The sequence below is a fragment of the Mycobacterium sp. genome (assembly GCF_035697385.1).
Taxonomy (GTDB): domain Bacteria; phylum Actinomycetota; class Actinomycetes; order Mycobacteriales; family Mycobacteriaceae; genus Mycobacterium.
In genome coordinates, this window is sequence record NZ_DASSCY010000231.1 from 1 (window position 1) to 21,909 (window position 21,909).

The following is a 21,909-nucleotide window of genomic DNA, read 5'->3' on the forward strand; positions in this document are numbered from 1 at the left end:
ACGGCGCCCCGAGGTTGACGATGAGCAACGCCGCCGGCGGCGGCAGCGTCAGCCGGGCGTACGGCGGCGCACCCTCCAGGTAGTAAAGGTCGTCGATCAGCCCGTCCAGCGGCGGTCGCGGCACTCTGGACACGTACTCCACGCCCACAGCATCGCCGACGCCCCGCCAGCATCGCGCGCGGGGATGCGGCGCCGACACCGCGTGAACAGCTTCGTGGCGTCGACAACAAGATCTCCACACTCCAGAAAGCTCGGTCGGCGCTCGCTGGTCTTCTCACCGCCACAGAACGCCCGGTCGATTGGCGATCAACCGCATAACGGGATTCCTGCTCCACGCGCAGGGAATGGTCGCTAGCGAAGGCTGACCCCAGTTGACCGTGAGCGCAGCCCTTGGCCGATGCTTCCTCTTGCGACAGAAGGAAGTTCGACCCAAGGGCCGCGGGGGTTAGTGTGCATGATGGCGGGCGCGAAGGCGCGCTCGGAGAGCTGGCGGCGTTTCGTTCTAAAGCATCACCGGAACAACTCGGCGTTGCGCGCCGCCCACTGAGCGACCGATTCGGCGGGGGTTCCTGTCAGCTCGGCAACGAACCCATTGGCCTGCTGAGCGTCGGCGACGCCGTCGGCAATCAATTCGAGATACCAACCGACTTCGTCACCCATGACTGGACGCAGCGCCTCCTCGGCCTCGGCCCTGCTGCACTGCTCGAAGGTGACGTTCACGCCGATACCGACGCCGATCTGCTCGGCGATCTGCGCACGCGTCAGCGCCTGCGGCCCGGTGAGCTCGTAGGACCGGCCGTAATGCGATTGCTCGGGCTTGACCAAAAGCGTTGCGGCCACGCGGGCGATGTCGTCCATCGAGATCGGCGCCTCGACCACGGACGGATATGGCTCGCGGACCGTGCGCGTGGCCTTGATGGGCTCGGACCACATCGCGAAGTTCTCCAGAAACTCCCCAGGCCCCAGCTGGGTGTTGACCACACCGGACGCTGTGATGGTGTCGGAGTGTTCTTGCCAGTGCGCACCGCCCGAGAGCGCGACGACGTACTCAACCCCTGCCTTCTTTATCAGGTCGAGCGTGGCGTCCAGCGTCTGCGGCAGCGGCGCCAGATAGACCCGTTCCACGCCGTCAAGAGCCGCGGGCAGCGACTCAGGATCGCCGAGGTAGCCGGTGATGGTATCCACACCGTCGGGCAGCTTGGCCCTGGCTGGGTTCTTGGTCAACGCGCGGATATCGTTGGCGCCCAAGTCGATCAGGTGATCAACAATGCGGCGGCCGATGTTCCCAGTAGCACCCGTCACGAGAATGGTCATGATTTCACGCTACGTGGTACCCATGACAGAATCGTGGGCATGCAAGCGGTGCTGTTCGACATGGATGGCACCCTCGTCGATTCCGAAAAGCTCTGGGACGTCTCGCTGGCGGCGTTGTACACCGAGCTCGGCGGCACGCTAACACCGCAAGTCCGGGCATCGATGGTGGGCGGCTCGGCCGAGGACACCATCCGGACCGTCTACACCGACCTCGGTTTGGCCATGGACCCGGTGGCGATGGCCGACTCCGACCGCTGGCTGCACGAGTACACCGCTGAGCTGTTCGCGGGCGGGTTGCCGTGGTGCGATGGCGCGCAGGAGTTGTTGGAAGCGCTTGCCGCCGAAGGAACCCCCATGGCGTTGGTCACCAACACCCAGCGCGCGCTCACCGAGAGCGCGTTGAACAGCATTGGACGCCACTACTTTTCTGCCACCGTGTGCGGCGACGAGGTACCGAGTGGCAAACCCGCGCCTGACCCCTATCAGCGGGCGGCGGCACTGCTGGACTTGCCGCCGTCGGCGTGCCTTGCCATCGAGGACTCGGTCACCGGCACCACGGCCGCCGAAGGCGCCGGATGCCCGGTGTTGGTGGTACCCAACGACGTAGCGGTGCCCCCAGGACCGCGGCGTCGGCACATCTCCTCGCTCGCGGAAGTGGCCGTCACCGACCTGCGGCAGGTTTTCGCCGAACTCAGCACACAGTTCGGAGAACGCACCGCCTGACGTGGCCGTAAGTGATTGACTGTGACTTCCATCACGCAACGCTGCGGAAGGGTGTCACATGACTCACGGACCTGTTGGCGATTCCGCAGCCAGTGTGGAGTACGAAGAAACCGAGCATGCCGGCCGCGTGATCCGTATCGCGTCGGTAGCCGCCCTCGGTGGCCTGCTGTTCGGCTATGACAGCGCGGTGATCAACGGCGCGGTCTCGGCGATCGAGGATGAGTTCGGCGTCGGCGGGTTCAAGCTCGGCTTCGCCGTAGCGTCGGCGTTGCTAGGGGCGGCTCTTGGCGCTGTCACCGCAGGCAGGCTCGCCGACCGGATCGGCCGGGTGGCCGTCATGAAGATCGCGGCGCTTCTGTTCTTGATCAGCGCGATCGGTGCGGGCCTCTCCTACAATTTCATCGGCAGCAACGACGACCATTACTTCGGGCTGCCGAGTGGCGTCTGGATGCTGGTCGTCTTCCGGATCGTCGGCGGTATCGGCGTCGGCGTGGCCTCCGTCATAGCTCCGATGTACATCGCGGAAACCTCGCCGCCGCGCATCCGCGGAAGGCTCGGCTCGCTGCAACAGTTGGCGATCGTGACTGGCATCTTCCTGTCACTGGCAATCGACTACCTGCTGGCGGCGCTAGCCGGTGGTTCCGGCGAAGAGTTGTGGTTGGGGCTGGAGGCCTGGCGCTGGATGTTCATCGCGATGGCGCTCCCGGCCCTGCTCTACGGTGTGCTGGCCTACACCATTCCGGAATCACCCCGCTACCTCGTTGCGAAATACCGCATTCCTGAGGCACGCAAGGTCTTGTCGGTATTGCTCGGTGAGAAGGCTCTCGAGCTCACGATCACCCGAATCCAGGAGTCGCTGAAAGCCGAGAAGCCGCCGTCATGGAGCGACTTGCGTAAGCCGACCGGTGGCATCTACGGCATCGTCTGGGTGGGCTTGGGGTTGTCGGTGTTCCAGCAGTTCGTCGGCATCAACGTGATCTTCTATTACTCCAACATCCTTTGGGAGGCCGTGGGATTCGGCGAAAGCGCCGCGTTCATCATCACGGTCATCACGTCGGTGACCAACATCGCGACCACGCTGATCGCGATCGCGCTGGTGGACAAGGTCGGCCGTAAACCGCTGCTGCTCGTTGGTTCGATCGGGATGGCGGTCACGTTGGGCACGATGGCGGTCATCTTCGGCCTCGTCGCAGAACTGCAGCCCAACGCCGAAGGGGAGTTGGTGCCGATCCTGCCTGGCGCCTCCGGTCCGATAGCCCTGATCGCCGCCAACCTCTTTGTGGTCGCGTTCGGCATGTCGTGGGGGCCGATGGTGTGGGTGCTGCTCGGTGAGATGTTCCCCAACCGCATCCGGGCGGCCGCGCTCGGCCTCGCCGCGGCGGGCCAATGGGTCGCCAACTGGTTGATCACCGTGACCTTCCCCGGGTTGCGCGATCACCTTGGCGCCGCGTACGGCTTCTACGCGGTGTGCGCGTTGTTGTCGTTCGCGTTCGTCTGGCAGTGGGTGGAGGAGACCAAGGGCATGCACCTCGAAGACATGCATCGCGAGGCCCATGCCGCGCATCCCGCTGCCCACTGATGTCCGTCGCGGCGAAACCGCCGTGACTTCGCTCGCGTGCGCGTGAAACAATCGCGTGCCGTGAAGACCTTCGAGGACCTGTTCGCCGAACTCACCGAGCGTGCCCGCACCCGGCCCGCCGGTAGCGGCACCGTCGCCGCGCTCGACGGCGGCGTGCACGGGCTTGGCAAGAAGATCCTCGAGGAGGCCGGCGAGGTGTGGCTGGCCGCCGAACACGAGAGCGACCAAGCGCTGGCCGATGAGATCAGCCAGTTGCTGTACTGGACGCAGGTCCTGATGATCTCTCGCGGTCTGACCCTCGACGACGTCTACGCGAAACTGTGAACGGCAATCTGCGCGTCGCCGTGCCCAACAAGGGCGCGCTATCCGAACCCGCCGCCGAAATCCTGTCGGAGGCCGGGTACCGCCGGCGTCGGGACCTCAAAGACCTCACCGTCCTCGACCCGGCCAACAACGTGGAGTTCTTCTTCCTGCGACCTAAGGACATCGCGATCTACGTCGGTTCGGGACAGCTGGACTTCGGCATCACGGGTCGCGACCTCGCGCAGGAATCCGATGCACCGGTCCGCGAGCGACTTGCACTGGGCTTCGGGGGATCGACCTTCCGATACGCGGCGCCTGCCGGACGCGAATGGCGTGTCGAGGACCTCGCTGGCAAGCGGATCGCCACATCTTTTCCCCATCTGGTGCGAAAAGACTTGGCGGCGCGTGGGATTGACGCAGCGGTCATCCGGCTCGACGGCGCCGTGGAGATTTCGGTGCAACTCGGTGTTGCCGACGCCATCGCCGACGTGGTGGGCTCGGGCCGCACACTTGGACTGCATGACCTGGTGGCCTTCGGCGATCCGCTGTGCGATTCGGAGGCCGTGCTGATCGAAAGCGAAAACGCCAGCACCGAAAGTGCGGCCGCGCGCGATCAACTGGCGGCGAGGGTTCAGGGCGTGGTGTTCGGCCAGCAGTACCTGATGCTGGATTACGACTGCCCGCGCACCGTGCTCGACGCGGCGACCGCTGTCACACCGGGGCTGGAGTCGCCCACTATCGCCCCGCTCGCCGATCCGGCGTGGGTCGCGGTGCGCGCGCTGGTGCCGCGTCGCGATGTCAACGCCATCATGGACGAGATCGCGGCAATCGGGGCCAAGGCGATCCTGGCCTCCGACATCAGGTTCTGCCGCTTCTGATTCGGCGCGTCCCGCGTCAATTTGCGTGTTAGCGTCCGGGTGTCGTTTTCACCGGTCCGAGAGGTTGCCATGACACAGGTCCTCGTTATCGTGCTCGCTCTACTGATCGGCGTGATCGCCGGCCTGCGGGCCTTGACCGCACCCGCGGTGGTGGCCTGGGGTGCGTTCCTGGGCTGGATCGACGTCGAAGGCAAGTGGTCGGAGTGGATAGCACATCCGATCACCGTCACGATTCTGACCATTTTTCTGCTGGTCGAGTTGGTCACCGACCAGCTGCCTAAGACCCCGAGCCGTAAGACTGCGCCACAGTTCATCACTCGACTGCTGATGGGTGCCTTCGCCGGCGCGATCATAGGCAGCGCGTTCTTCCATACCTTCAGCGCAATCGGGGCAGGTATCGTCGGCGCCGTCCTCGGCACGATGGCTGGCGCCGAGGCGCGTCAGCGTCTGGCATCGGCGCGCGATGGGCAGGATCGCCCTGGCGCGATACTCGAGGACATCGTGGCCGTCGGGGGCGGTTTCCTGATCGCGTTCCTCGTCAGCCTCCTCTGAACGGCCCACAGTGACAGAAAAATTCGACGCGATCATCGTCGGTGCCGGCCAGGCAGGTCCACCGCTGGCAGGCAGGCTCACGCAGGCGGGCCAAAAAGTTGCCGTCATCGAACGCCAACTGGTCGGCGGCACCTGCGTCAACTACGGCTGCATCCCGACCAAGACGCTGGTGGCCAGCGCCCACGCGGCCCACCTGGCCCGCCGCGGCGCCGAATACGGCGTTGGCACAGGCGAAATCACCGTCGACATGGCGAAGGTGAAGGCGCGCAAGGACAAAATCATGCTCGACGACAGGCACGGCCTCGAGTCGTGGATCGACGGGATGGCCGGTTGTACGTTCATCCGCGGGCACGCCCGCTTTGAAACTCCGCACACGATGCGCGTTGACGGGCAGGTGCTGGAGGCCGACAGGATCTTCCTGAACGTCGGCGGCCGCGCGGTGGCGCCCGACATGCCAGGGCTGTCCGACATCGACTACCTGACCAACGTGTCGATCATGGAACTCGACACGCTCCCAGAGCATCTCGTGATCATCGGCGGCAGCTACATCGCCCTTGAGTTCGCGCAGATGTACCGCCGCTTCGGTGCGCGTGTCACGGTGATCGAAAAGGGTCCCCGCCTGACGTCGCGGGAAGACGAGGACGTTTCGGCGGCCATCAAGGAGATTCTGGAAGCCGAAGGCATCAACGTCGTCGTCGGCGCCAATGCTATTCGATTCACCAAGCGCAACAACGGATTTGAGGTAGTTCCCAGCGAGGGCGCCGAACCTATCGAGGGCACACACCTATTGGTCGCGGTCGGGCGTGCACCCAATACCGATGACTTAGGACTGGACAAAGCTGGGGTGACGACCGATGAGCGCGGCTTCATCATCGTCGATGACCAGCTGCGCACCAACGTCGAGCACATCTGGGCGATGGGCGACTGCAACGGGCGAGGTGCGTTCACGCACACCTCATACAACGACTTCGAGATCGTCGCCGCCAACCTGCTCGACGACGACCCGCGCAGAGTGAGCGATCGGATAACCACCTACGCGCTGTACATCGATCCGCCGCTGGGGCGTGCGGGCATGACGGTCGACCGGGTACGCAAATCAGGCCGAAAAGCGTTGGTGGGCAAGCGGCCCATGACCCGGGTTGGGCGTGCGGTGGAGAAGGGCGAGACCCAGGGTTTCATGAAGGTGGTTGTCGACGCGGAGACGGAGGAAATCCTCGGCGCGGCGATTCTCGGCGTCGGCGGCGACGAGGTCATCCACGCGATCCTGGACATCATGACTGCCAAGAAGCCCTACACCGCGATCTCGCGCACCATGCACATCCATCCGACGGTCAGCGAGTTGGTCCCGACGATGCTGCAGGAGCTGAAGCCGCTGCAGTAGCGGACCGGCCGACGTTGAGCTGGCGCGTCACCAACGCGACCCGGTAGCCGAGGTGGTGGCATGTCCGCACATCGGAGGGGTGCACCTGGTCGGGGTTGGCGTCGACGTCGGTCTGGGCACCCGCACCCAGCCAGAAGCCGAGCCGGTTGAGGTCGTCCTCGCTGCCCGTCGAACTGTTCCAGCCCGCGCCCAAACCGAGATTCACCCAATGCATGTGGTGCTGGGCGGCGAAGACGGCCATCGACACCAGGGTGTTGACCTTGTCGCCGCTCTTGGCTCCGGAGTTCGTGAACCCTGCCGCGACCTTGTCCCGCCAGCTGCCGTTCATGCAGCGGCGTCCGGTTTGTTCGGCGAATGTCTGGAAGCCGGCCGACACGTTGCCCATATACGTCGCGCTGCCGAACACGATGCCGTCGGCGGCGTCGAGCAGATCCCACTGTGCATCGGTCATGCGGTCGACGGCGATGACGCTCACGGCGGCGCCGGCCTCCCTGGCGCCGGCCGCGACGGCGTTGGCCAGCACCGCGGTGTGCCCGAATCCCGAGTGGTAGGCGATCGCCAATTCTGGTGCGGCTATATGAGAACCGTTGTGCAGCATTCTAATTCGACTCCTGTCGGAATTGATTGACTTCCTGGCGCCGCGTTGTCCAATCCGGCATTTCCGTGCCGGACAGGTAGGCCGCCAGGCGATCGAGGTAGGCGTGGGTGCCGGCGAGGAACCCGCTGGCATTCCGCACGCCGAGGCCTCGATGAGTGAACCGGAGCAGGGTGCCGTCACCGTCGGCGGTTAATTCGTAGCGCACCACACCGTCCTCGACGATCGGTTGCTTCCATTCGTGTTCGAGGACATTGGGTGGGTCCCAGACGAGTATGCGGCCGGTCATGCGCTTGCGTTCGGGTGGCAACGGCGGACCCGTTGCCACCATTTCGATCATCCCGCCTTCGCGGGCATCGATCGTCGTCTCGCCGAACCACTGCTCGCGTTCGTTCGGATCGGTGATCGCCGACCAGACGATGTCGATTGGAAACGGCAGGCGCCGTTCGAAGTTCAGCACTGCACGGTCGCCGTCGACCGTCAGTCGCCCAGCGGGTCCACTCATCGTGACTCCTTGTGCTTGCGTTGCAGGTGTCGCTCGAGGGCATCGAGGTGATCGGCCCAGTAGCGGCGGTATCGGTCGATCCAGTCGTCGATCGCGACGAGTCCGTCGGCGCGCAGTGCATAGATCCGGCGCTGGGCGTCGGGGCGGACCTCGACAAGCCCGACTTCGCGTAGGACACGCAGATGCCGTGACACCGTCGGCTGGGTGAGGCCGGGAAGGGTCTCGACCAGTTCGCCTGCCGTGCGTTCACCGTCGAGGAGTGCGTCGAGCAGCGCGCGCCGACTCGGTTCGGCGACCGCTTCGAAAACATCCATGAGACCAGTATTGCAGAACGTCTATATAGACGCAAGCAAATATAGACTCTCAGCCGCGAGCGGCGCGAAGCAGGCGCAGCTGCCCGATCTCCGAGATGTTCTTGGTCAGTTCGATATTGACCCACAGCACGGTGTGCGCGACGGTCCGTCCGGCGTCGGCGCTCCATGGAAACGACGACGGAGCGCCCAGGTCGTCAGCGTTGGCGAGGACTTCGCGCCAGCTCGCTGACAACTCGCGCAGGCGCGCCACCGCGGCGGCACCGCTGCCCGGCCATGTGACGTCCGTGCGGTCGCGGGGCGTCGCACCGGTCAGGTGGTCGATGGTCACCGACCACCACCAGTCGATGTGCCACGTCAGCCATCCGATCGTGGGCACCGGCAGCGGGTCGGGCTCGTAGTCAGCCCAGTCGGGCCGCCACACACCGTCGGCGTCGGGGCGTACCGTCCAACACAGTGGCGCAGGCTCCCACATGAAGTCATCGTCGACGAGCGCCGACAGGTGCAGGTCGGCCAGCGCCCAAGCGAGATCGAACTGCCAAAGCAAACCGTCGATCATGGCCGCCGCTGCACCAACAGCGTCTGCGCCACATTGCCGATAAACCCTTGGCGGTCAAAGATTTCCGCGCTTGTGACGCCGATTCCGTCCGGGCCGATCGACCCCCGCGAGCGCAGCGCGAAGTCATTGCCTGCGGGTAACCGGTGTAGGTGCACGACCGTGTCGGTGTTCATAAACATGAACTGCTCGGGATCCAGTGCCGCGCCGGCTCCGTTGGCGCAATCGGCCACCAACGCCAGCCGCTGCAGGTCGGTCATCACCTCGTCGTCGACCAAGTGCTCGAGCGGACTGAGCCACACCACGGCGGCCTCGCCCTCAGCGGTGAGCTGCCTGCGCCAGCTCACCGCTTCGAGGTATCCGGTTGCGCCTTCCCAGCTGTGCGGCACCGCAATCGGATCACCTTCGACCAGCGGGGGAAAGCGATCGGTGACGACGTCGGTGGTGTCGCTTGTGGCCAGTAGCCACGCGCTCAACCGGGCGACCGCGCGGTGGCTCCCGTCCGGACGCGGCGCCGACATCTCGGCAGCCATCATCGAGATGCGTGAACCGGGCCGCTGCACCCACGCGCGAACCCGCACTGGCGCAACGGGGATCGCGCCGAGGATGTCCAGGGTCAACCGCCCGACACGCAATCCGGTGTCTACGGCGAGCTCCTCGACGAGCTTGGTCATCAGGGCCAGCGGCGGTGAACCGTGCTGGATTTCGGGATCCCAGTTGCTGCGGGTGCCGTCAGTGGATTCGAACACTTGAAAGTCGCCGTCGGCCTGCAGCCGACGGTAGTGAGCGCCGATCACGCAGCAGGCTCCGCGGAGCGCAGCACTGTGTCGTCTTCGGAGGCCGAGCCCTCGTCGAGCTTTTCCGGCCAACCCGGATACGGGGGCGGAGTGCCGCCGAACGCCGGACAGTGTGAGTGGTGGGCACACCAGTCGCACAGCCGCGACGGATGCGGACGGAAATCGCCTGTCACACCGGCGGATTGGATCGCGCGCCAAATCGCCATCAGGGTCTTCTCGAAGCGCAGCAGCTCGTCGAGGTCGGGGGAGTAGTCGAGGATCTGGCCGTCGGCCAGGTACAGCAACCGCAACCGGGCGGGGAGCACGCCCCGCGACCGCAGCAACGCGACCGCGTAGAACTTCATCTGGAACATGGCCTTGAACTCGGCGAGCGCCCGGGCCTCCGGCGGCGCCTTGCCGGTCTTGTAGTCGACGACGCGCAGCTCGCCGGTGGGCGCGACATCGATGCGGTCGACGAACCCGCGCAGCAGTGTGCCGTCTTCGAGTTCGACCTCGACACGCTGCTCGCAACACTGCGGGTCGAACCGCGTCGGGTCCTCGAGCCGGTAGTAACCCGATAGCAGCGCGCGCGCCTCGTCGAGCAGCTCGGCCCGCAGCGCCGGTTCGATGTCGTCGGCCAGGTCGGGCTGCTCGGCGACGATACGCTCCCAAGCGGGGTCGACGAGCGTCATCGCGGTGTCGCGGCCACGCTCGGCGGCGGGCAGGCCGTAAAGCTGCTCCAGGGCGGCGTGCACCACCGAGCCCCGAACCTGCGCGGTGGACGAAGGCTCTGGCAGCCGGTCGATCGCGCGGAACCGGTACAGCAGCGGGCACTGTTTGAAGTCACTGGCTCGCGATGGCGACAGCGCCGGACGCCGCGGGGCGGGCTCGTCACTCATAACAGCAGCGTAGGACGGCCCTCCGACAACCCCGCGCACCCGTCGCGGCGCGTCTACTGGCAGGCTTGCGCTGTGCCAAGGACCGGTCCGTTCGCCGTCGGTGATCGAGTGCAGCTCACCGACGCCAAAGGCCGGCACTACACGATGTTGTTGACGCCCGGCGGTGAGTTTCACACCCACCGTGGCCTGATCGCCCTCGACACCGTGATCGGGCTGCCTGAGGGCAGTGTGGTCAAGTCAACCAGCGGCGACCAATTCCTGGTGCTGCGGCCGCTGCTCGTGGACTACGTGATGTCGATGCCGCGCGGTGCCCAGGTCGTGTATCCCAAAGACGCGGCGCAGATCGTGCACGAAGGCGACATCTTTCCCGGCGCGCGGGTGTTGGAGGCCGGTGCCGGTTCCGGGGCGCTGACATGCTCGCTGCTGCGCGCCGTCGGGCCCGAGGGCCGCGTGATCTCCTACGAGGTACGCGACGACCACGCCCCGCAAGCTGCGCGCAACGTCGAGACGTTCTTCGGTGAGCGCCCGGCGAACTGGGAGCTGGTGATCGCGGACGTCGCGGCGTACGACGGTCCGGAGGTGGACAGGGTCGTGCTCGACATGTTGGGGCCGTGGGAAGTCCTTGATGCCGTCGCAGGCGCACTGGTGGCAGGCGGCGTCCTGATGATCTACGTCGCGACCGTCACCCAGCTGTCGCGGACCGTGGAGGCGCTGCGCGAGCAGCAGTGCTGGACCGAGCCGCGCGCGTGGGAGAGCATGCAGCGCGGCTGGCATGTCGTCGGCCTCGCCGTGCGCCCACAACACACGATGCGGGGCCACACGGCATTTCTGATCAACGTGCGCAAATTGGCGCCGGGCGCCGTCACGCCCATGCCGCTGCGGCGCAAGCGCCAGATCGGCGGCAGCGTCTAGTCGTCGGTGCCGCGGCGAAGCGCGCGGCGCACGGACAACAACTCCATCTCAGGACGCGACGCCACCAATCGTTCGGCGGCGTCCAGCACGTCGACCACGTGCGCGCGATCCGCGGCCACCACAGCCATGCCGACATTCGCGCGGCGGTGCAGATCTTGCGAGCCGGTCTCGGCGGCCGACACTGCGAATCGGCGCTGCAGTTCGGCGATTACGGGACGGATCGTCGATCGCTTCTGCTTGAGCGAACGCACGTCGCCAAGCAGCAGGTCGAACTCCAGCCAGCCGATCCACATGCCTGCTGGCTCAGCGAGTCGGTGTTGCCGTCGGCTCCTGGCCCAGCTGCAGCAGCATGTCGGCGGTCTGCCGGGTCACCTGCCAGGAGCCGTGGGTCGGGCTGAACTCCATCGGGAACGTGAAGTCGCCACCAGCCTGACGGTTGGCGGTCTTGATGATGATGTTGGCGACGACATTGCCCGGATGGGCTTGGGACCACGTGAGGTCGGTGGCCTCGAAGGTCAATGGCGTGAACCCGCCGTCGCGCAGTGCACGGCCGAACCGGTCCAGTGCCGCAGCGTCGTCGGCCGTCGCGTGTTCGACGAGGGCCACCTTGTCGGCGCCGGGGACATTGACGTCTGCCAGCCGGGCCATCACGTCGGTAAGTGCCGTGGGCGGCGGCAGTGGATCCATCGCGGGCGGCGGCGAAACCGGCGCCGCTGGTGGCTTGGTGATCGGCGGCGGTGACTCGACAGCCGCGGGCTGGCCGGACTTGTCGTCACCACCACACCCGGATAGCCCGAGCGCCGCCGCGATAGCGACGGCGCTCAGGACTGCTGCACGTGTGGTGCGACGCACCGGCTGCCTAGCCGACAGCCGACATCAGCGCCATGAGCGAGTCCTTGGACATCTGCCAGCCGGTGGGGCTGGGGCCAGGAACGAACGTGATGTTCTGGCTCGCGACACCGCCGGTGGCAGCCGTCGCGGTGACGTCCGCGGTGACCACGGCGCCGTTCTGGTTGACGTTCGCCAGGGTGAACGACAGCGGGAACTTGCCGTCGGCCTGTGCCTCACGCAACTTCGAGTCGGCGACCCGGCCTTCTATCCGGCCGATGCCTCCCTGGATGTAGGGCGCCTTACTGGCCGACAATCCGGGCGCGCCGAGTGCCTGAAGCGTCTGAAGCAGCGGAGCCTCCAGCTCGGGTGCCGGCGCCTGCGGCAGCGGGATGTCGAACACAACAGGCTGCACGGCCGGCGCGGCAGAAATCGTGCCGGATGCAATGGAAGTCACACCTGCCGCCGCTCCGCCTACTAGTGCGGCTGCTGCCACGCCGGTAACGAGGCTTTTCAGGGTCACGGTTTTCCTTTCGATGGGCCCAGCTGTTCTCAGAGGTTAACAAGTGTTGCTGGTGTGTCGAATTCCTACACCGCACACAAAGGCTGAATCGCCGGTAGCGTTGAAGTTGTTACTGCACCAATATTCGGTGCGGGAGGGAGCGCAACATGAGTGAGTCAGAGCGTTCGGAAGCCTACCCAGACGGTTTCTCGGCCCCCATGTCCAGCGATGATGCTGCCGAGTTGGAAGAGTTGCGTCGTGAGGCTTCCGTTCTGCGCGAGCAGCTGGAGAACGCGGTAGGTCCGCAGAGCGGACTGCGCAGCGCGCGGGATGTGCACCAGCTGGAGGCGCGGATTGACTCGCTCGCCGCCCGTAACGCCAAGTTGATGGAAACCCTCAAAGAGGCTCGCCAGCAGTTGCTGGCGTTGCGTGAAGAGGTCGATCGGCTGGGTCAGCCTCCCAGCGGTTACGGCGTGCTGCTCGGCGTTCAGGAAGACGACACCGTCGATGTGTTCACTTCCGGCCGCAAAATGCGCCTGACCTGCTCCCCGAACATCGACACCAAGTCACTGAAGCAGGGCCAGACCGTCCGCCTCAACGAAGCGCTCACAGTGGTCGAGGCCGGCAACTTCGAATCCGTCGGCGAGATCAGCACGCTGCGCGAGATCCTCTCCGACGGGCACCGCGCGCTGGTGGTCGGCCATGCCGACGAGGAGCGCATCGTCTGGCTCGCCGAGCCGTTGGTGGCCGCCGAGCACCTGCCGGAAAGCTACGACGACGACGAAGACGACGACGATCTGCGGCCACGGAAGCTGCGGCCCGGCGACTCGCTGCTCGTCGACACCAAGGCCGGATACGCGTTCGAGCGCATCCCCAAGGCCGAGGTCGAGGATCTGGTCCTCGAAGAGGTTCCCGACGTCAGCTACAACGACATCGGCGGCCTTGGCAGGCAGATCGAGCAGATCCGCGACGCCGTCGAGCTGCCGTTCCTGCACAAGGAGCTGTACCGCGAGTACTCGCTGCGCCCGCCCAAGGGCGTGCTCCTCTACGGCCCGCCCGGCTGCGGTAAGACGCTGATCGCCAAGGCCGTCGCCAACTCGCTGGCCAAGAAGATGGCCGAGGTCCGTGGTGACGACGCCCGCGAGGCGAAGTCCTACTTTCTCAACATCAAGGGCCCGGAGCTGCTGAACAAGTTCGTCGGTGAGACCGAGCGCCACATCCGGCTGATCTTCCAGCGGGCTCGCGAGAAGGCCTCCGAAGGCACCCCGGTGATCGTGTTCTTCGACGAGATGGACTCCATCTTCCGCACCCGCGGCACCGGCGTCAGCTCGGACGTGGAGACCACCGTGGTCCCGCAGCTGCTGAGCGAGATCGACGGCGTCGAGGGGCTGGAGAACGTCATCGTGATCGGCGCCTCCAACCGTGAGGACATGATCGATCCGGCGATCCTTCGGCCTGGCCGGTTGGACGTCAAGATCAAGATCGAACGGCCGGATGCCGAAGCGGCGCAAGACATCTTCTCGAAGTACCTCGTCGAGGAGCTGCCGGTGCACGCCGACGACCTCGCCGAGTTCGGCGGCGATCGCGGGGCCTGCCTCAAGGCCATGATCGAAAAGGTCGTCGACCGCATGTACGCCGAGATCGACGACAACCGGTTCCTTGAGGTCACCTACGCCAACGGCGACAAGGAAGTCATGTACTTCAAGGACTTCAACTCCGGTGCGATGATTCAGAACGTCGTGGACCGCGCGAAGAAGAACGCGATCAAGTCGGTGCTGGAGACCGGTCAGCCCGGTCTGCGTATCCAGCATCTGCTCGACTCGATCGTCGACGAGTTCGCCGAGAACGAAGACCTGCCCAACACCACGAATCCCGATGACTGGGCGCGGATTTCGGGCAAGAAGGGCGAGCGGATCGTCTACATCCGCACGCTGGTCACCGGCAAGAGCTCGAGCGCATCACGCGCGATCGACACCGAGTCGAACCTGGGTCAGTACCTGTAGCGGTCAGTCACGGGTCTGCGCGCGCAGCGAATAGCTGTTGGCCATGTCGTCCTGGGTGACGCATGCGTCCGCGGTTGTGGTGTCGATTCGTAGCGCGGACGTCAGCGTGCGCGGCTGGAAGGTCCAGCCGGTGGGCAGGGAAAGGCGCTTCGCCAAACCCGGCAGGTCGGACTGCGACAGCGAGGGATCGACTGTCTGGCTGAACGTCTGCATCACCCAGCGCTGCCCTTCGGGGTCGATGAGCTCGTAGACTTCGCGGCCCGCGTCGAATATGAACACCGCCTTCCGATTCACGCGATTGACCGAGTAGGGCGACGGATTCATCGACGCGAGCACCACGGTGGCTTGCCGCAGCATCTCGATACCCCCGAAGGCTTTGCGTTCCAAGGTGTCCCGGCCACTCTTGCCGATGCTGTCCATCAGCCAGTATCGCGGTCCGTTCAGCAATGCGGCCGCCGCGCCGTTCTCCGCCGCGATGGCCTGCGGGTCCAGCTTCTGCCACAGCTCGGCCGGACAGTCGTTGAGCGGAAAGGTGTTGTAGACCGTGGCCTCGGGTCCTGACTGGCCACTGTGGACGAGAAGCACCTCTCCGTAGCGCTTTCCGAACACGCCGTGGGTCAGGGTGACGTCGTTGCCGGTCACGGTTTCTCCATCTCCAGATAGGCGTCGCGGCCGGCCAGGCTCACAGCCACGTCGGCGACCAGCGGGTCGAAGAATCGTTGGCGGTACAGCGGATCGACGCTCGTGCTCACCGTGAAGTACAGCCCGGACAACACCGCGACGAAAAGCGACGTGTGTACGACGGTCTGCGGTATCGGTATGTGGATGCCGAACCACGTTCCCGCACAGGGCGGCTCGCCAACGGGGCAGCCTTCTTCCGCGGACCACAGGACTGTTACGTCGTCGGGTATCGCGATGATGCCCAACGCCATGAAGAACGCGAAGAGTCCGGCAGTGAAGAACACCACCTGGATCGCCTGCGCCACCACCATGACGGCCACGACGTTGACCTGCTCTGCCAGCGACAGCGGGGTACGGGCGGGCTGGTGGTCTGAACCAATGGCCAACGGGGTGTCGGCAAGCAGCTTGGCCGGATCGTCCTGCTCGGCGCGGTCCTCCCGCAACGCGAGGATCTCGTCCCGAATCGTGGTGACCATGAACAAAATCGCCACTAACGCCAGGAATCCGACTGTCTGCCAAAGTCTTTGACGAGTCATCCGGGCGGCCAACTGCCACAGCTCCCCGGTGAAGTACACGACCACCGTCAGCATGAGCAATGGCAGTGCACGGCTCATCAGCGTGCCAAGCGCACCGAACTGCACGATCGCAAACCGGAACGCCCACAAGACGATCGCGCCGAAGCCGAGGTACGTCAGCCAAACGGCCAGCAGCGCCACAATGGCGAACCCAAACGCCTCAGCGGCGGCGATCCCCGAGAATCCACTGTCGGCGAACGGAAGCCCGAACACGAACAGCGCCATCACCAACAGCGCCGCCGATCGCCTGCCGGCCTCACCGAGGGTGGTGTCCAGTTGATGCAGCAGATACAGCGCGAACGGGGCGGCGATCAGAAGCAACGTGAGGACGCCGAGCCGGATCACATATCCGAGGTCGGGGTCGCCATCGGTCAGTTCGGCCAGCATCATCGTTGCGGCGATCACCGCGCCGACACCGCTGACCATCGGGGCGGACCGCTCGATCAACGCCCGGGAGCGGACGCGCCGGGTTAGCACCAGGGGAAGACCGCGATGCAGGAACCATTCGTGGACCTGCCGCATGTCGGACACGGGCAACATTGTGCGCGATTGCGACGGCGTCGGCGGGTCAGCGCGCCGTGACGGCCGCGCGATACCTGTTGCGGGCTCTCAACGTGAGCCGCAGATCGTCGACGAGCGGATCGAAGAACCGTGTCCGGTACTCGGCGTCGCTGACGGTCCTGGCGCTGATGTACATGAATGTCAGCGCGCCCAGGAAGAACGTTATCTGAATCAACGAATCCGGCACCGGGATCGTCATACCGAGCAGGGTGCCGTCGCTGCGGCCGTTGCGCGTCCACGCCGCGAGCAGTTCGGGGGAGACCAGGATCAGACCGAGGATCAAAAAGAGCAGGGCGGTCATTGCCGCGATGATCACGATCTGGCTGAGTTGCGATGCGGCGACGACGAACAGGACGTTGAGCCGCTCGGCGCGGCCCAGCGGACGAATACTCGCCGGATCCGGCATCGTCTCGAACGGTGTTCCTGTCAGTCTCGCTGAGTGGTCGTCACTCGGATCGCCTGTCTGGATGATCGGTCTGACGCGGTCGGCGGTGACGGATACCACGAAGACCGCGGCGATCACGACGAGGAACAGCAGCGCGAGCCACAAACGCGGACGCGAGATCGTCGCCGCCATCAGCCACACCGGGGCGTTGAAGAAGACCAAAATCGTCAGCAACAGCAGCGGAAGGGCCCGCGTCGCCAGCGATGCCGCCGCAGCGAGATTCGACATCGTCATCTTCACGGCCCAGCCGCAGATCGAGCCTGCGCCGCAAGCGGTCAGAGCCAGAATCGCGGCGAACACCACGGCTTCGAAAACAAGGTCCACCAGTACCCGAGGGCTGGGGCCCCCGAGGACACCGCCGATGACTGCAACAGTCACCGCGACGGTCGCCGCAATGCTTCGGCCGCGCACCGTAGCGATGCGCGAAACCAGCCAGCCGACCAATGTCGCAACTGGCAGCACGAGGACGAGCAGCGCGAGGATGAACCAGTCCGTTCGGGTCGGATGGCCGTTGATGTCGATGGTGTGTTGCCCGGTGATGGCCACCACGAGCGCCGAGTTGGCCATGAAGACCGCGAACCCCGCCAGTGCGGGCGCCGACCGTGGCCACAGCCGACGGACCAGGGCACCGGGCCTCAGCACGGCGGGCAGACCTCGGTCAAGGAACCACGCATCGGCTGCCCGTCGTTGTGTCACGTCAATCATCGCGCGTCCTGCTCGGATGGCACGGTCGCAGGCTACTGCGCTGCGTCGCCTAGGCTGAGGCAATGCAGCGGATCATCGGAACCGAGGTCGAGTACGGCATTTCATCGCCGTCCGATCCGACCGCGAATCCGATACTCACATCGACGCAAGCGGTGCTGGCGTACGCGGCGGCCGCGGGGATTCAACGTGCGAAGCGCACCCGCTGGGACTACGAGGTGGAATCGCCGCTGCGTGACGCCCGTGGATTCGACCTGAGCCGCTCGGCCGGTCCGCCGCCTGTGGTGGACGCCGACGAGGTCGGCGCGGCCAACATGATCCTGACCAACGGCGCCCGGCTCTACGTCGACCACGCCCACCCCGAATACTCGGCGCCGGAATGCACCGACCCGCTCGACGCGGTGGTCTGGGACAAGGCCGGTGAGCGGGTGATGGAGGCCGCCGCCCGCCACGTTGCCAGTGTCCCAGGAGCGGCCAAGCTGCAGCTTTACAAGAACAACGTGGACGGCAAGGGTGCCTCCTACGGGTCGCACGAGAACTATTTGATGTCGCGCCAGACGCCGTTCTCGGCGGTCATCGCGGGCCTGACGCCGCATCTGGTGTCCCGTCAGGTGATCACCGGCTCCGGCCGCGTCGGCATCGGGCCGTCAGGCGACGAGCCAGGGTTCCAGCTCTCCCAGCGCTCCGACTACATCGAGGTCGAGGTCGGCCTCGAGACCACGCTCAAGCGCGGCATCATCAATACCCGCGACGAGCCTCACGCCGACGCCGACAAGTACCGGCGGCTGCACGTCATCATCGGCGACGCGAACCTCGCAGAGACGTCGACCTATCTCAAGCTCGGCACGACGGCGCTGGTGCTGGACCTCATCGAAGAGGGCATGGACCTGTCCGACCTGGCGCTGGCCCGCCCTGTGCACGCCGTGCACGTCATCAGCCGCGACCCGTCGCTGCGCGCGACCGTCGCACTCGCCGACGGCCGTGAACTGACCGGCCTTGCGCTGCAACGGATTTACCTGGACCGTGTCGCCAAACTGGTGGACAGCCGCGACCCCGACCCGCGCGCCGCCGACATCGTGCAAACCTGGGCCAACGTGCTCGATCTGCTCGAGCGCGACCCGATGGAATGCGCCGACGTGCTTGACTGGCCGGCCAAACTGCGGCTGCTCGACGGCTTCCGTCACCGCGAGAACCTGAGCTGGTCGGCGCCTCGCCTGCACCTGGTGGACCTGCAGTATTCCGACGTGCGGCTCGACAAGGGCCTGTACAACCGGCTCGTCGCGCGCGGCTCGATGAAGCGCTTGGTCACCGAGCAACAAGTGATCGACGCCGTCGACAACCCGCCGACGGACACCCGCGCCTACTTCCGTGGCGAGTGCCTGCGTCGGTTCGGCGCCGACATCGCCGCGGCCAGTTGGGACTCGGTGATCTTCGACCTCGGCGGCGATTCGCTTGTCCGGATTCCAACGCTGGAGCCGCTGCGGGGCAGTAAGGCGCACGTCGGGGCCCTGCTGGACTCGGTGGACAGCGCCGTCGAATTGGTGGAGCAGCTCACCACCTGAAACGTTCCGCCCACCTCGCGGAAGCCTTCCCGCCCACCCCCCGGCGGCGCGCTATCCCGGGCAATTCCCGCGTCGAACGGTAGTGTGGAGGAACCGGCGGGCAGCAGTAGGCCCGCCGATGACATACGCAGGAGGCAGCGATGGCTCAGGAGCAGACCAAGCGTGGCGGTGGCGGCGGGGACGACGATGACGTCACCGGTAGCACCGCTGCCGGGCAAGAGCGTCGCGAGAAGCTAGCCGAAGAGACCGACGACCTGCTGGACGAGATCGACGACGTTCTCGAGGAGAACGCCGAGGACTTCGTGCGCGCGTACGTCCAGAAGGGCGGACAGTGACCTGGCCGCATCGCGAACAGCTGGCCTTTCCCAAACTTCTCCCCGGAGCGCATTCCGTACCCATGGACTTGTCGTCCTTTTCTGACCTGCTGCGCCGTCAGGCGCCTGAACTCCTGCCCGTGAACTCCTCAGGTGCTGCGCCCATTGGCCCAAGCGATGCGTTGCCGCACGGCACGACGATCGTCGCGCTGAAGTATCCGGGCGGCGTCGTGATGGCGGGCGATCGCCGGTCCACACAGGGCAACATGATCGCGGGCCGCGACGTGCAGAAGGTGTACATCACCGACGACTACACGGCGACGGGGATCGCGGGCACGGCGGCCATCGCGGTGGAGTTCGCCCGGCTGTATGCGGTCGAGCTCGAGCACTACGAGAAGACCGAGGGTGTGCCACTGACGTTCCGCGGCAAGGTGAACCGGCTGGCGACAATGGTCCGCGGCAACCTCGGTGCCGCGTTGCAGGGCTTCGTCGCGCTTCCACTGCTGGCTGCCTTCGACCTTGACGACCCGAACCCGGAAGCGGCGGGGCGGATCGTGTCGTTCGACGCGGCCGGCGGCTGGAACCTCGAAGAAGAGGGTTATCAGTCGGTGGGATCGGGCTCCATCTTCGCGAAGTCGTCGATCAAGAAACTCTATTCGCAGGTGAATGACGCGGATTCGGCACTGCGGGTGGCGGTGGAAGCGTTGTACGACGCGGCCGATGACGACTCGGCGACGGGCGGACCAGACCTGGTGCGCGGCATCTATCCGACCGCAGTGATCCTCGGCGCTGAGGGTGCCGAGGATGTGGCGGAGAGCCGGATCGCCCAACTGGCGCGCGAGGTGATCCAAAGCCGGTCCCGTCAAGATACTTTCGGTCCCGACAGTGCTGCTCAGTCGCATGACGCGCGGGGAGATTCGTGAGCTTTCCATATTTCATATCGCCAGAGCAGGCGATGCGCGAGCGTTCGGAGCTTGCGCGCAAAGGAATTGCCCGTGGCCGCAGTGTGGTGGCGCTGGCGTACGCGGGCGGCGTGCTGTTCGTCGCTGAGAACCCGTCGCGGTCGCTGCAAAAGGTCAGCGAGCTCTATGACCGCGTCGGGTTCGCCGCCGTCGGCCGATTCAACGAGTTCGACAATCTGCGTCGGGGCGGTATTCAGTTCGCCGACACTCGCGGCTACGCCTACGACCGCCGCGACGTCACGGGCCGGCAGCTCGCCAACGTGTATGCGCAAACGCTCGGCACGATCTTCACCGAGCAGGCCAAGCCCTACGAGGTCGAGCTGTGTGTGGCCGAGGTCGCCCACTTCGGGGAAACCAAACCGCCTGAGCTGTACCGGATTACGTACGACGGCTCGATCGCCGACGAACCGCACTTCGTGGTGATGGGCGGTACCACCGAGCCGATCACAGCGGCGCTGAACGAGTCCTACTCGGAGAACCTCGACTTATCCGACGCGGTGAAGGTCGCTGTCGATGCGCTGAAGGCGGGCGCGGCCAACGGCGGTTCGGATCAGCGCACACTCGGACCCTCGACGCTCGAGGTGGCGATCCTCGATGCCAATCGGCCGCGCCGCGCATTCCGGCGGATCACCGGCTCGGCGCTGGAAGCAGTACTGCCGGAAGAGGATTCGGGTTCCGAGTCGAAGTCCGGCGAGTCATCAGACTCTTAGGGCGTTGACGACGGCCTCGGCGTCGTTTCGTTCGTTGTACAACCGCCACGCGGTGTCCGCCAGGTCGTCGGGATTCAGGGTTTCTACGGCAGCGGCACCGAACAGATCCGGATTGCCTTGCATCGCCTGGTGGATGTCGCCGCGTTCGATCAGGCCGCCGATTGTGATCGTGCCCGCATAGACTCCCGCAGGCTCCAGAGCCGCGTGAAGGGTGATCGCATAGTTGCGCAATGCGGCAGCGAAGAGGGCCAGACCGCCGAGCGATGGCATGGGCACGACACTGCTCAGGCCGCCGGCGAACAGCAGCCCGCCATCGCCGCGCGCGGTGAACTCAGGGATGAGCAGTGAGGCGAAGTCGACGGCGGGCACCACGCCTCGCACAGCCGATTCCGCGCCGGCCGCGTCAAGCGTGGTGATGTCACCGAACAACTGGGTGACCGCGGCAGGCCCGAAGTAGCCCACGTCAATGCGGCCGAACCGGGCGCGGGTGGCGCCGATGGCCGCGCGCAGGGCCGTCGGATCGGCGGCGTCGGCGGTGAACGCCGCCGCATCCACGCCGGCGTCGGCGAGTGATCGAAGGTAGCGGGCGTGGCGGGCGGAGCTTCGGGAGACCAGTGCGACGGCGTAGCCCTCGGCGCCGAATCGATGGGCTACGGATAGTCCGAGTCCAGGGCCGGCGCCGACCACGACGATGACTGGAGAAGAAGTTGAGGTCATGCTCAAGTTAGTACCACAATTTGAGTATCGCCTCAACTTAGCTAGAATCGGCTGGTGGCGACG

The 21,909-nt window shown here is 65.7% G+C and carries 26 protein-coding genes; 12 read left to right on the plus strand and 14 right to left on the minus strand.

Annotation, left to right across the window (positions count from 1 at the left end; genetic code table 11):
* Positions 1-510 precede the first annotated feature (510 nt).
* Positions 511-1,314, minus strand: coding sequence for an SDR family oxidoreductase (locus VFH65_RS19395; RefSeq protein WP_353323643.1), 804 nt, complete (start codon positions 1,312-1,314; stop codon positions 511-513).
* A gap of 39 nt (positions 1,315-1,353) precedes the next feature.
* On the opposite strand from VFH65_RS19395, the gene VFH65_RS19400 reads away from it, so the two are divergent.
* From VFH65_RS19400 to VFH65_RS19425, 6 genes are all read left to right on the plus strand, one after another.
* Positions 1,354-2,037: an HAD family hydrolase gene (locus tag VFH65_RS19400; RefSeq protein ID WP_353323644.1), complete on the plus strand. Its 684-nt coding sequence runs from the start codon at positions 1,354-1,356 to the stop codon at positions 2,035-2,037.
* Between the two features lie 58 nt (positions 2,038-2,095).
* Positions 2,096-3,616 (plus strand): sugar porter family MFS transporter, encoded by a 1,521-nt coding sequence (locus VFH65_RS19405; protein WP_353323645.1) that lies wholly within the window; start codon positions 2,096-2,098, stop codon positions 3,614-3,616.
* Between the two features lie 42 nt (positions 3,617-3,658).
* On the plus strand, positions 3,659-3,940 hold the full coding sequence (locus VFH65_RS19410) for a phosphoribosyl-ATP diphosphatase (protein WP_353323647.1): 282 nt from the start codon (positions 3,659-3,661) through the stop codon (positions 3,938-3,940).
* An 8-nt stretch (positions 3,941-3,948) separates the two neighbouring features.
* The gene (gene hisG, locus VFH65_RS19415) at positions 3,949-4,797 is read left to right on the plus strand and encodes an ATP phosphoribosyltransferase (protein WP_353323731.1); all 849 of its coding nucleotides are present in this window, start codon (positions 3,949-3,951) and stop codon (positions 4,795-4,797) included.
* Between the two features lie 69 nt (positions 4,798-4,866).
* A complete protein-coding gene (locus VFH65_RS19420; RefSeq protein ID WP_353323649.1) occupies positions 4,867-5,349 on the plus strand; it encodes a DUF4126 family protein in 483 nt (160 codons plus the stop codon).
* A gap of 10 nt (positions 5,350-5,359) precedes the next feature.
* Positions 5,360-6,730: an FAD-containing oxidoreductase gene (locus VFH65_RS19425; RefSeq protein ID WP_353323651.1), complete on the plus strand. Its 1,371-nt coding sequence runs from the start codon at positions 5,360-5,362 to the stop codon at positions 6,728-6,730.
* Here the strand turns inward: VFH65_RS19425 and VFH65_RS19430 are convergent.
* Genes VFH65_RS19430 through VFH65_RS19455 form a run of 6 tightly spaced genes read right to left on the minus strand, consistent with a single transcriptional unit; the run spans position 6,681 to position 10,372 of the window.
* Entirely contained in the window at positions 6,681-7,328 is a 648-nt protein-coding gene (locus VFH65_RS19430) for a flavodoxin family protein (RefSeq protein ID WP_353323653.1), read from the minus strand. The two genes, VFH65_RS19425 and VFH65_RS19430, sit on opposite strands and share 50 nt — an antisense overlap.
* 1 nt (position 7,329) lies before the next feature.
* A complete protein-coding gene (locus VFH65_RS19435; protein WP_353323655.1) occupies positions 7,330-7,830 on the minus strand; it encodes an SRPBCC family protein in 501 nt (166 codons plus the stop codon).
* A complete protein-coding gene (locus tag VFH65_RS19440; RefSeq protein WP_353323656.1) occupies positions 7,827-8,144 on the minus strand; it encodes an ArsR/SmtB family transcription factor in 318 nt (105 codons plus the stop codon). Before VFH65_RS19440 ends, VFH65_RS19435 begins: the two co-directional genes overlap by 4 nt.
* 49 nt (positions 8,145-8,193) lie before the next feature.
* Positions 8,194-8,700, minus strand: coding sequence for a DinB family protein (locus VFH65_RS19445; RefSeq protein ID WP_353323658.1), 507 nt, complete (start codon positions 8,698-8,700; stop codon positions 8,194-8,196).
* Positions 8,697-9,494: a thioesterase family protein gene (locus VFH65_RS19450; protein WP_353323660.1), complete on the minus strand. Its 798-nt coding sequence runs from the start codon at positions 9,492-9,494 to the stop codon at positions 8,697-8,699. Before VFH65_RS19450 ends, VFH65_RS19445 begins: the two co-directional genes overlap by 4 nt.
* Positions 9,491-10,372 carry a RecB family exonuclease gene (locus VFH65_RS19455; RefSeq protein ID WP_353323662.1) on the minus strand — a complete coding sequence of 294 codons (882 nt, stop codon included), beginning with the start codon at positions 10,370-10,372 and terminating at the stop codon, positions 9,491-9,493. Before VFH65_RS19455 ends, VFH65_RS19450 begins: the two co-directional genes overlap by 4 nt.
* 72 nt (positions 10,373-10,444) lie before the next feature.
* Between VFH65_RS19455 and VFH65_RS19460 the strand changes: the two genes are divergently transcribed.
* A complete protein-coding gene (locus VFH65_RS19460; protein WP_353323664.1) occupies positions 10,445-11,284 on the plus strand; it encodes a tRNA (adenine-N1)-methyltransferase in 840 nt (279 codons plus the stop codon).
* On the opposite strand, the gene VFH65_RS19465 is transcribed toward VFH65_RS19460, so the two are convergent.
* From VFH65_RS19465 to VFH65_RS19475, 3 genes are read right to left on the minus strand one after another with little or no spacing between them, the layout of a single operon-like run.
* Positions 11,281-11,577 (minus strand): DUF503 domain-containing protein, encoded by a 297-nt coding sequence (locus tag VFH65_RS19465; RefSeq protein WP_353323665.1) that lies wholly within the window; start codon positions 11,575-11,577, stop codon positions 11,281-11,283. The two genes, VFH65_RS19460 and VFH65_RS19465, sit on opposite strands and share 4 nt — an antisense overlap.
* Positions 11,578-11,587: 10 nt before the next feature.
* A complete protein-coding gene (locus VFH65_RS19470; protein ID WP_353323667.1) occupies positions 11,588-12,136 on the minus strand; it encodes a hypothetical protein in 549 nt (182 codons plus the stop codon).
* Positions 12,137-12,143: 7 nt separating this feature from the next.
* The gene (locus VFH65_RS19475; protein ID WP_353323669.1) at positions 12,144-12,635 is read right to left on the minus strand and encodes a hypothetical protein; all 492 of its coding nucleotides are present in this window, start codon (positions 12,633-12,635) and stop codon (positions 12,144-12,146) included.
* A 146-nt stretch (positions 12,636-12,781) separates the two neighbouring features.
* Here VFH65_RS19475 and arc point away from each other — a divergent pair, with 146 nt between their 5' ends.
* Positions 12,782-14,617 carry a proteasome ATPase gene (gene arc, locus VFH65_RS19480; RefSeq protein ID WP_353323671.1) on the plus strand — a complete coding sequence of 612 codons (1,836 nt, stop codon included), beginning with the start codon at positions 12,782-12,784 and terminating at the stop codon, positions 14,615-14,617.
* A gap of 3 nt (positions 14,618-14,620) precedes the next feature.
* On the opposite strand, the gene VFH65_RS19485 is transcribed toward arc, so the two are convergent.
* The 3 genes from VFH65_RS19485 to VFH65_RS19495 are packed head-to-tail and all read right to left on the minus strand — an operon-like array spanning position 14,621 to position 17,584.
* Positions 14,621-15,259 (minus strand): hypothetical protein, encoded by a 639-nt coding sequence (locus VFH65_RS19485; RefSeq protein ID WP_353323673.1) that lies wholly within the window; start codon positions 15,257-15,259, stop codon positions 14,621-14,623.
* Positions 15,256-16,413: a hypothetical protein gene (locus VFH65_RS19490; protein WP_353323675.1), complete on the minus strand. Its 1,158-nt coding sequence runs from the start codon at positions 16,411-16,413 to the stop codon at positions 15,256-15,258. Before VFH65_RS19490 ends, VFH65_RS19485 begins: the two co-directional genes overlap by 4 nt.
* Positions 16,414-16,441: 28 nt before the next feature.
* Positions 16,442-17,584 (minus strand): hypothetical protein, encoded by a 1,143-nt coding sequence (locus VFH65_RS19495; RefSeq protein WP_353323676.1) that lies wholly within the window; start codon positions 17,582-17,584, stop codon positions 16,442-16,444.
* 62 nt (positions 17,585-17,646) lie between these two features.
* On the opposite strand from VFH65_RS19495, the gene dop reads away from it, so the two are divergent.
* From dop to prcA, 4 genes are all read left to right on the plus strand, one after another.
* Positions 17,647-19,143, plus strand: coding sequence for a pup deamidase/depupylase (gene dop / locus VFH65_RS19500; RefSeq protein WP_353323678.1), 1,497 nt, complete (start codon positions 17,647-17,649; stop codon positions 19,141-19,143).
* A gap of 140 nt (positions 19,144-19,283) precedes the next feature.
* Entirely contained in the window at positions 19,284-19,478 is a 195-nt protein-coding gene (locus tag VFH65_RS19505; RefSeq protein ID WP_353323679.1) for a ubiquitin-like protein Pup, read from the plus strand.
* A gap of 62 nt (positions 19,479-19,540) precedes the next feature.
* On the plus strand, positions 19,541-20,380 hold the full coding sequence (gene prcB, locus VFH65_RS19510) for a proteasome subunit beta (RefSeq protein WP_414688460.1): 840 nt from the start codon (positions 19,541-19,543) through the stop codon (positions 20,378-20,380).
* Positions 20,377-21,129, plus strand: coding sequence for a proteasome subunit alpha (prcA, locus tag VFH65_RS19515; protein ID WP_353323681.1), 753 nt, complete (start codon positions 20,377-20,379; stop codon positions 21,127-21,129). The genes prcB and prcA overlap by 4 nt, the downstream gene beginning before the upstream one ends.
* Here the strand turns inward: prcA and VFH65_RS19520 are convergent.
* Positions 21,118-21,846, minus strand: coding sequence for an SDR family NAD(P)-dependent oxidoreductase (locus tag VFH65_RS19520; RefSeq protein ID WP_353323682.1), 729 nt, complete (start codon positions 21,844-21,846; stop codon positions 21,118-21,120). The two genes, prcA and VFH65_RS19520, sit on opposite strands and share 12 nt — an antisense overlap.
* Positions 21,847-21,909 lie beyond the last annotated feature (63 nt).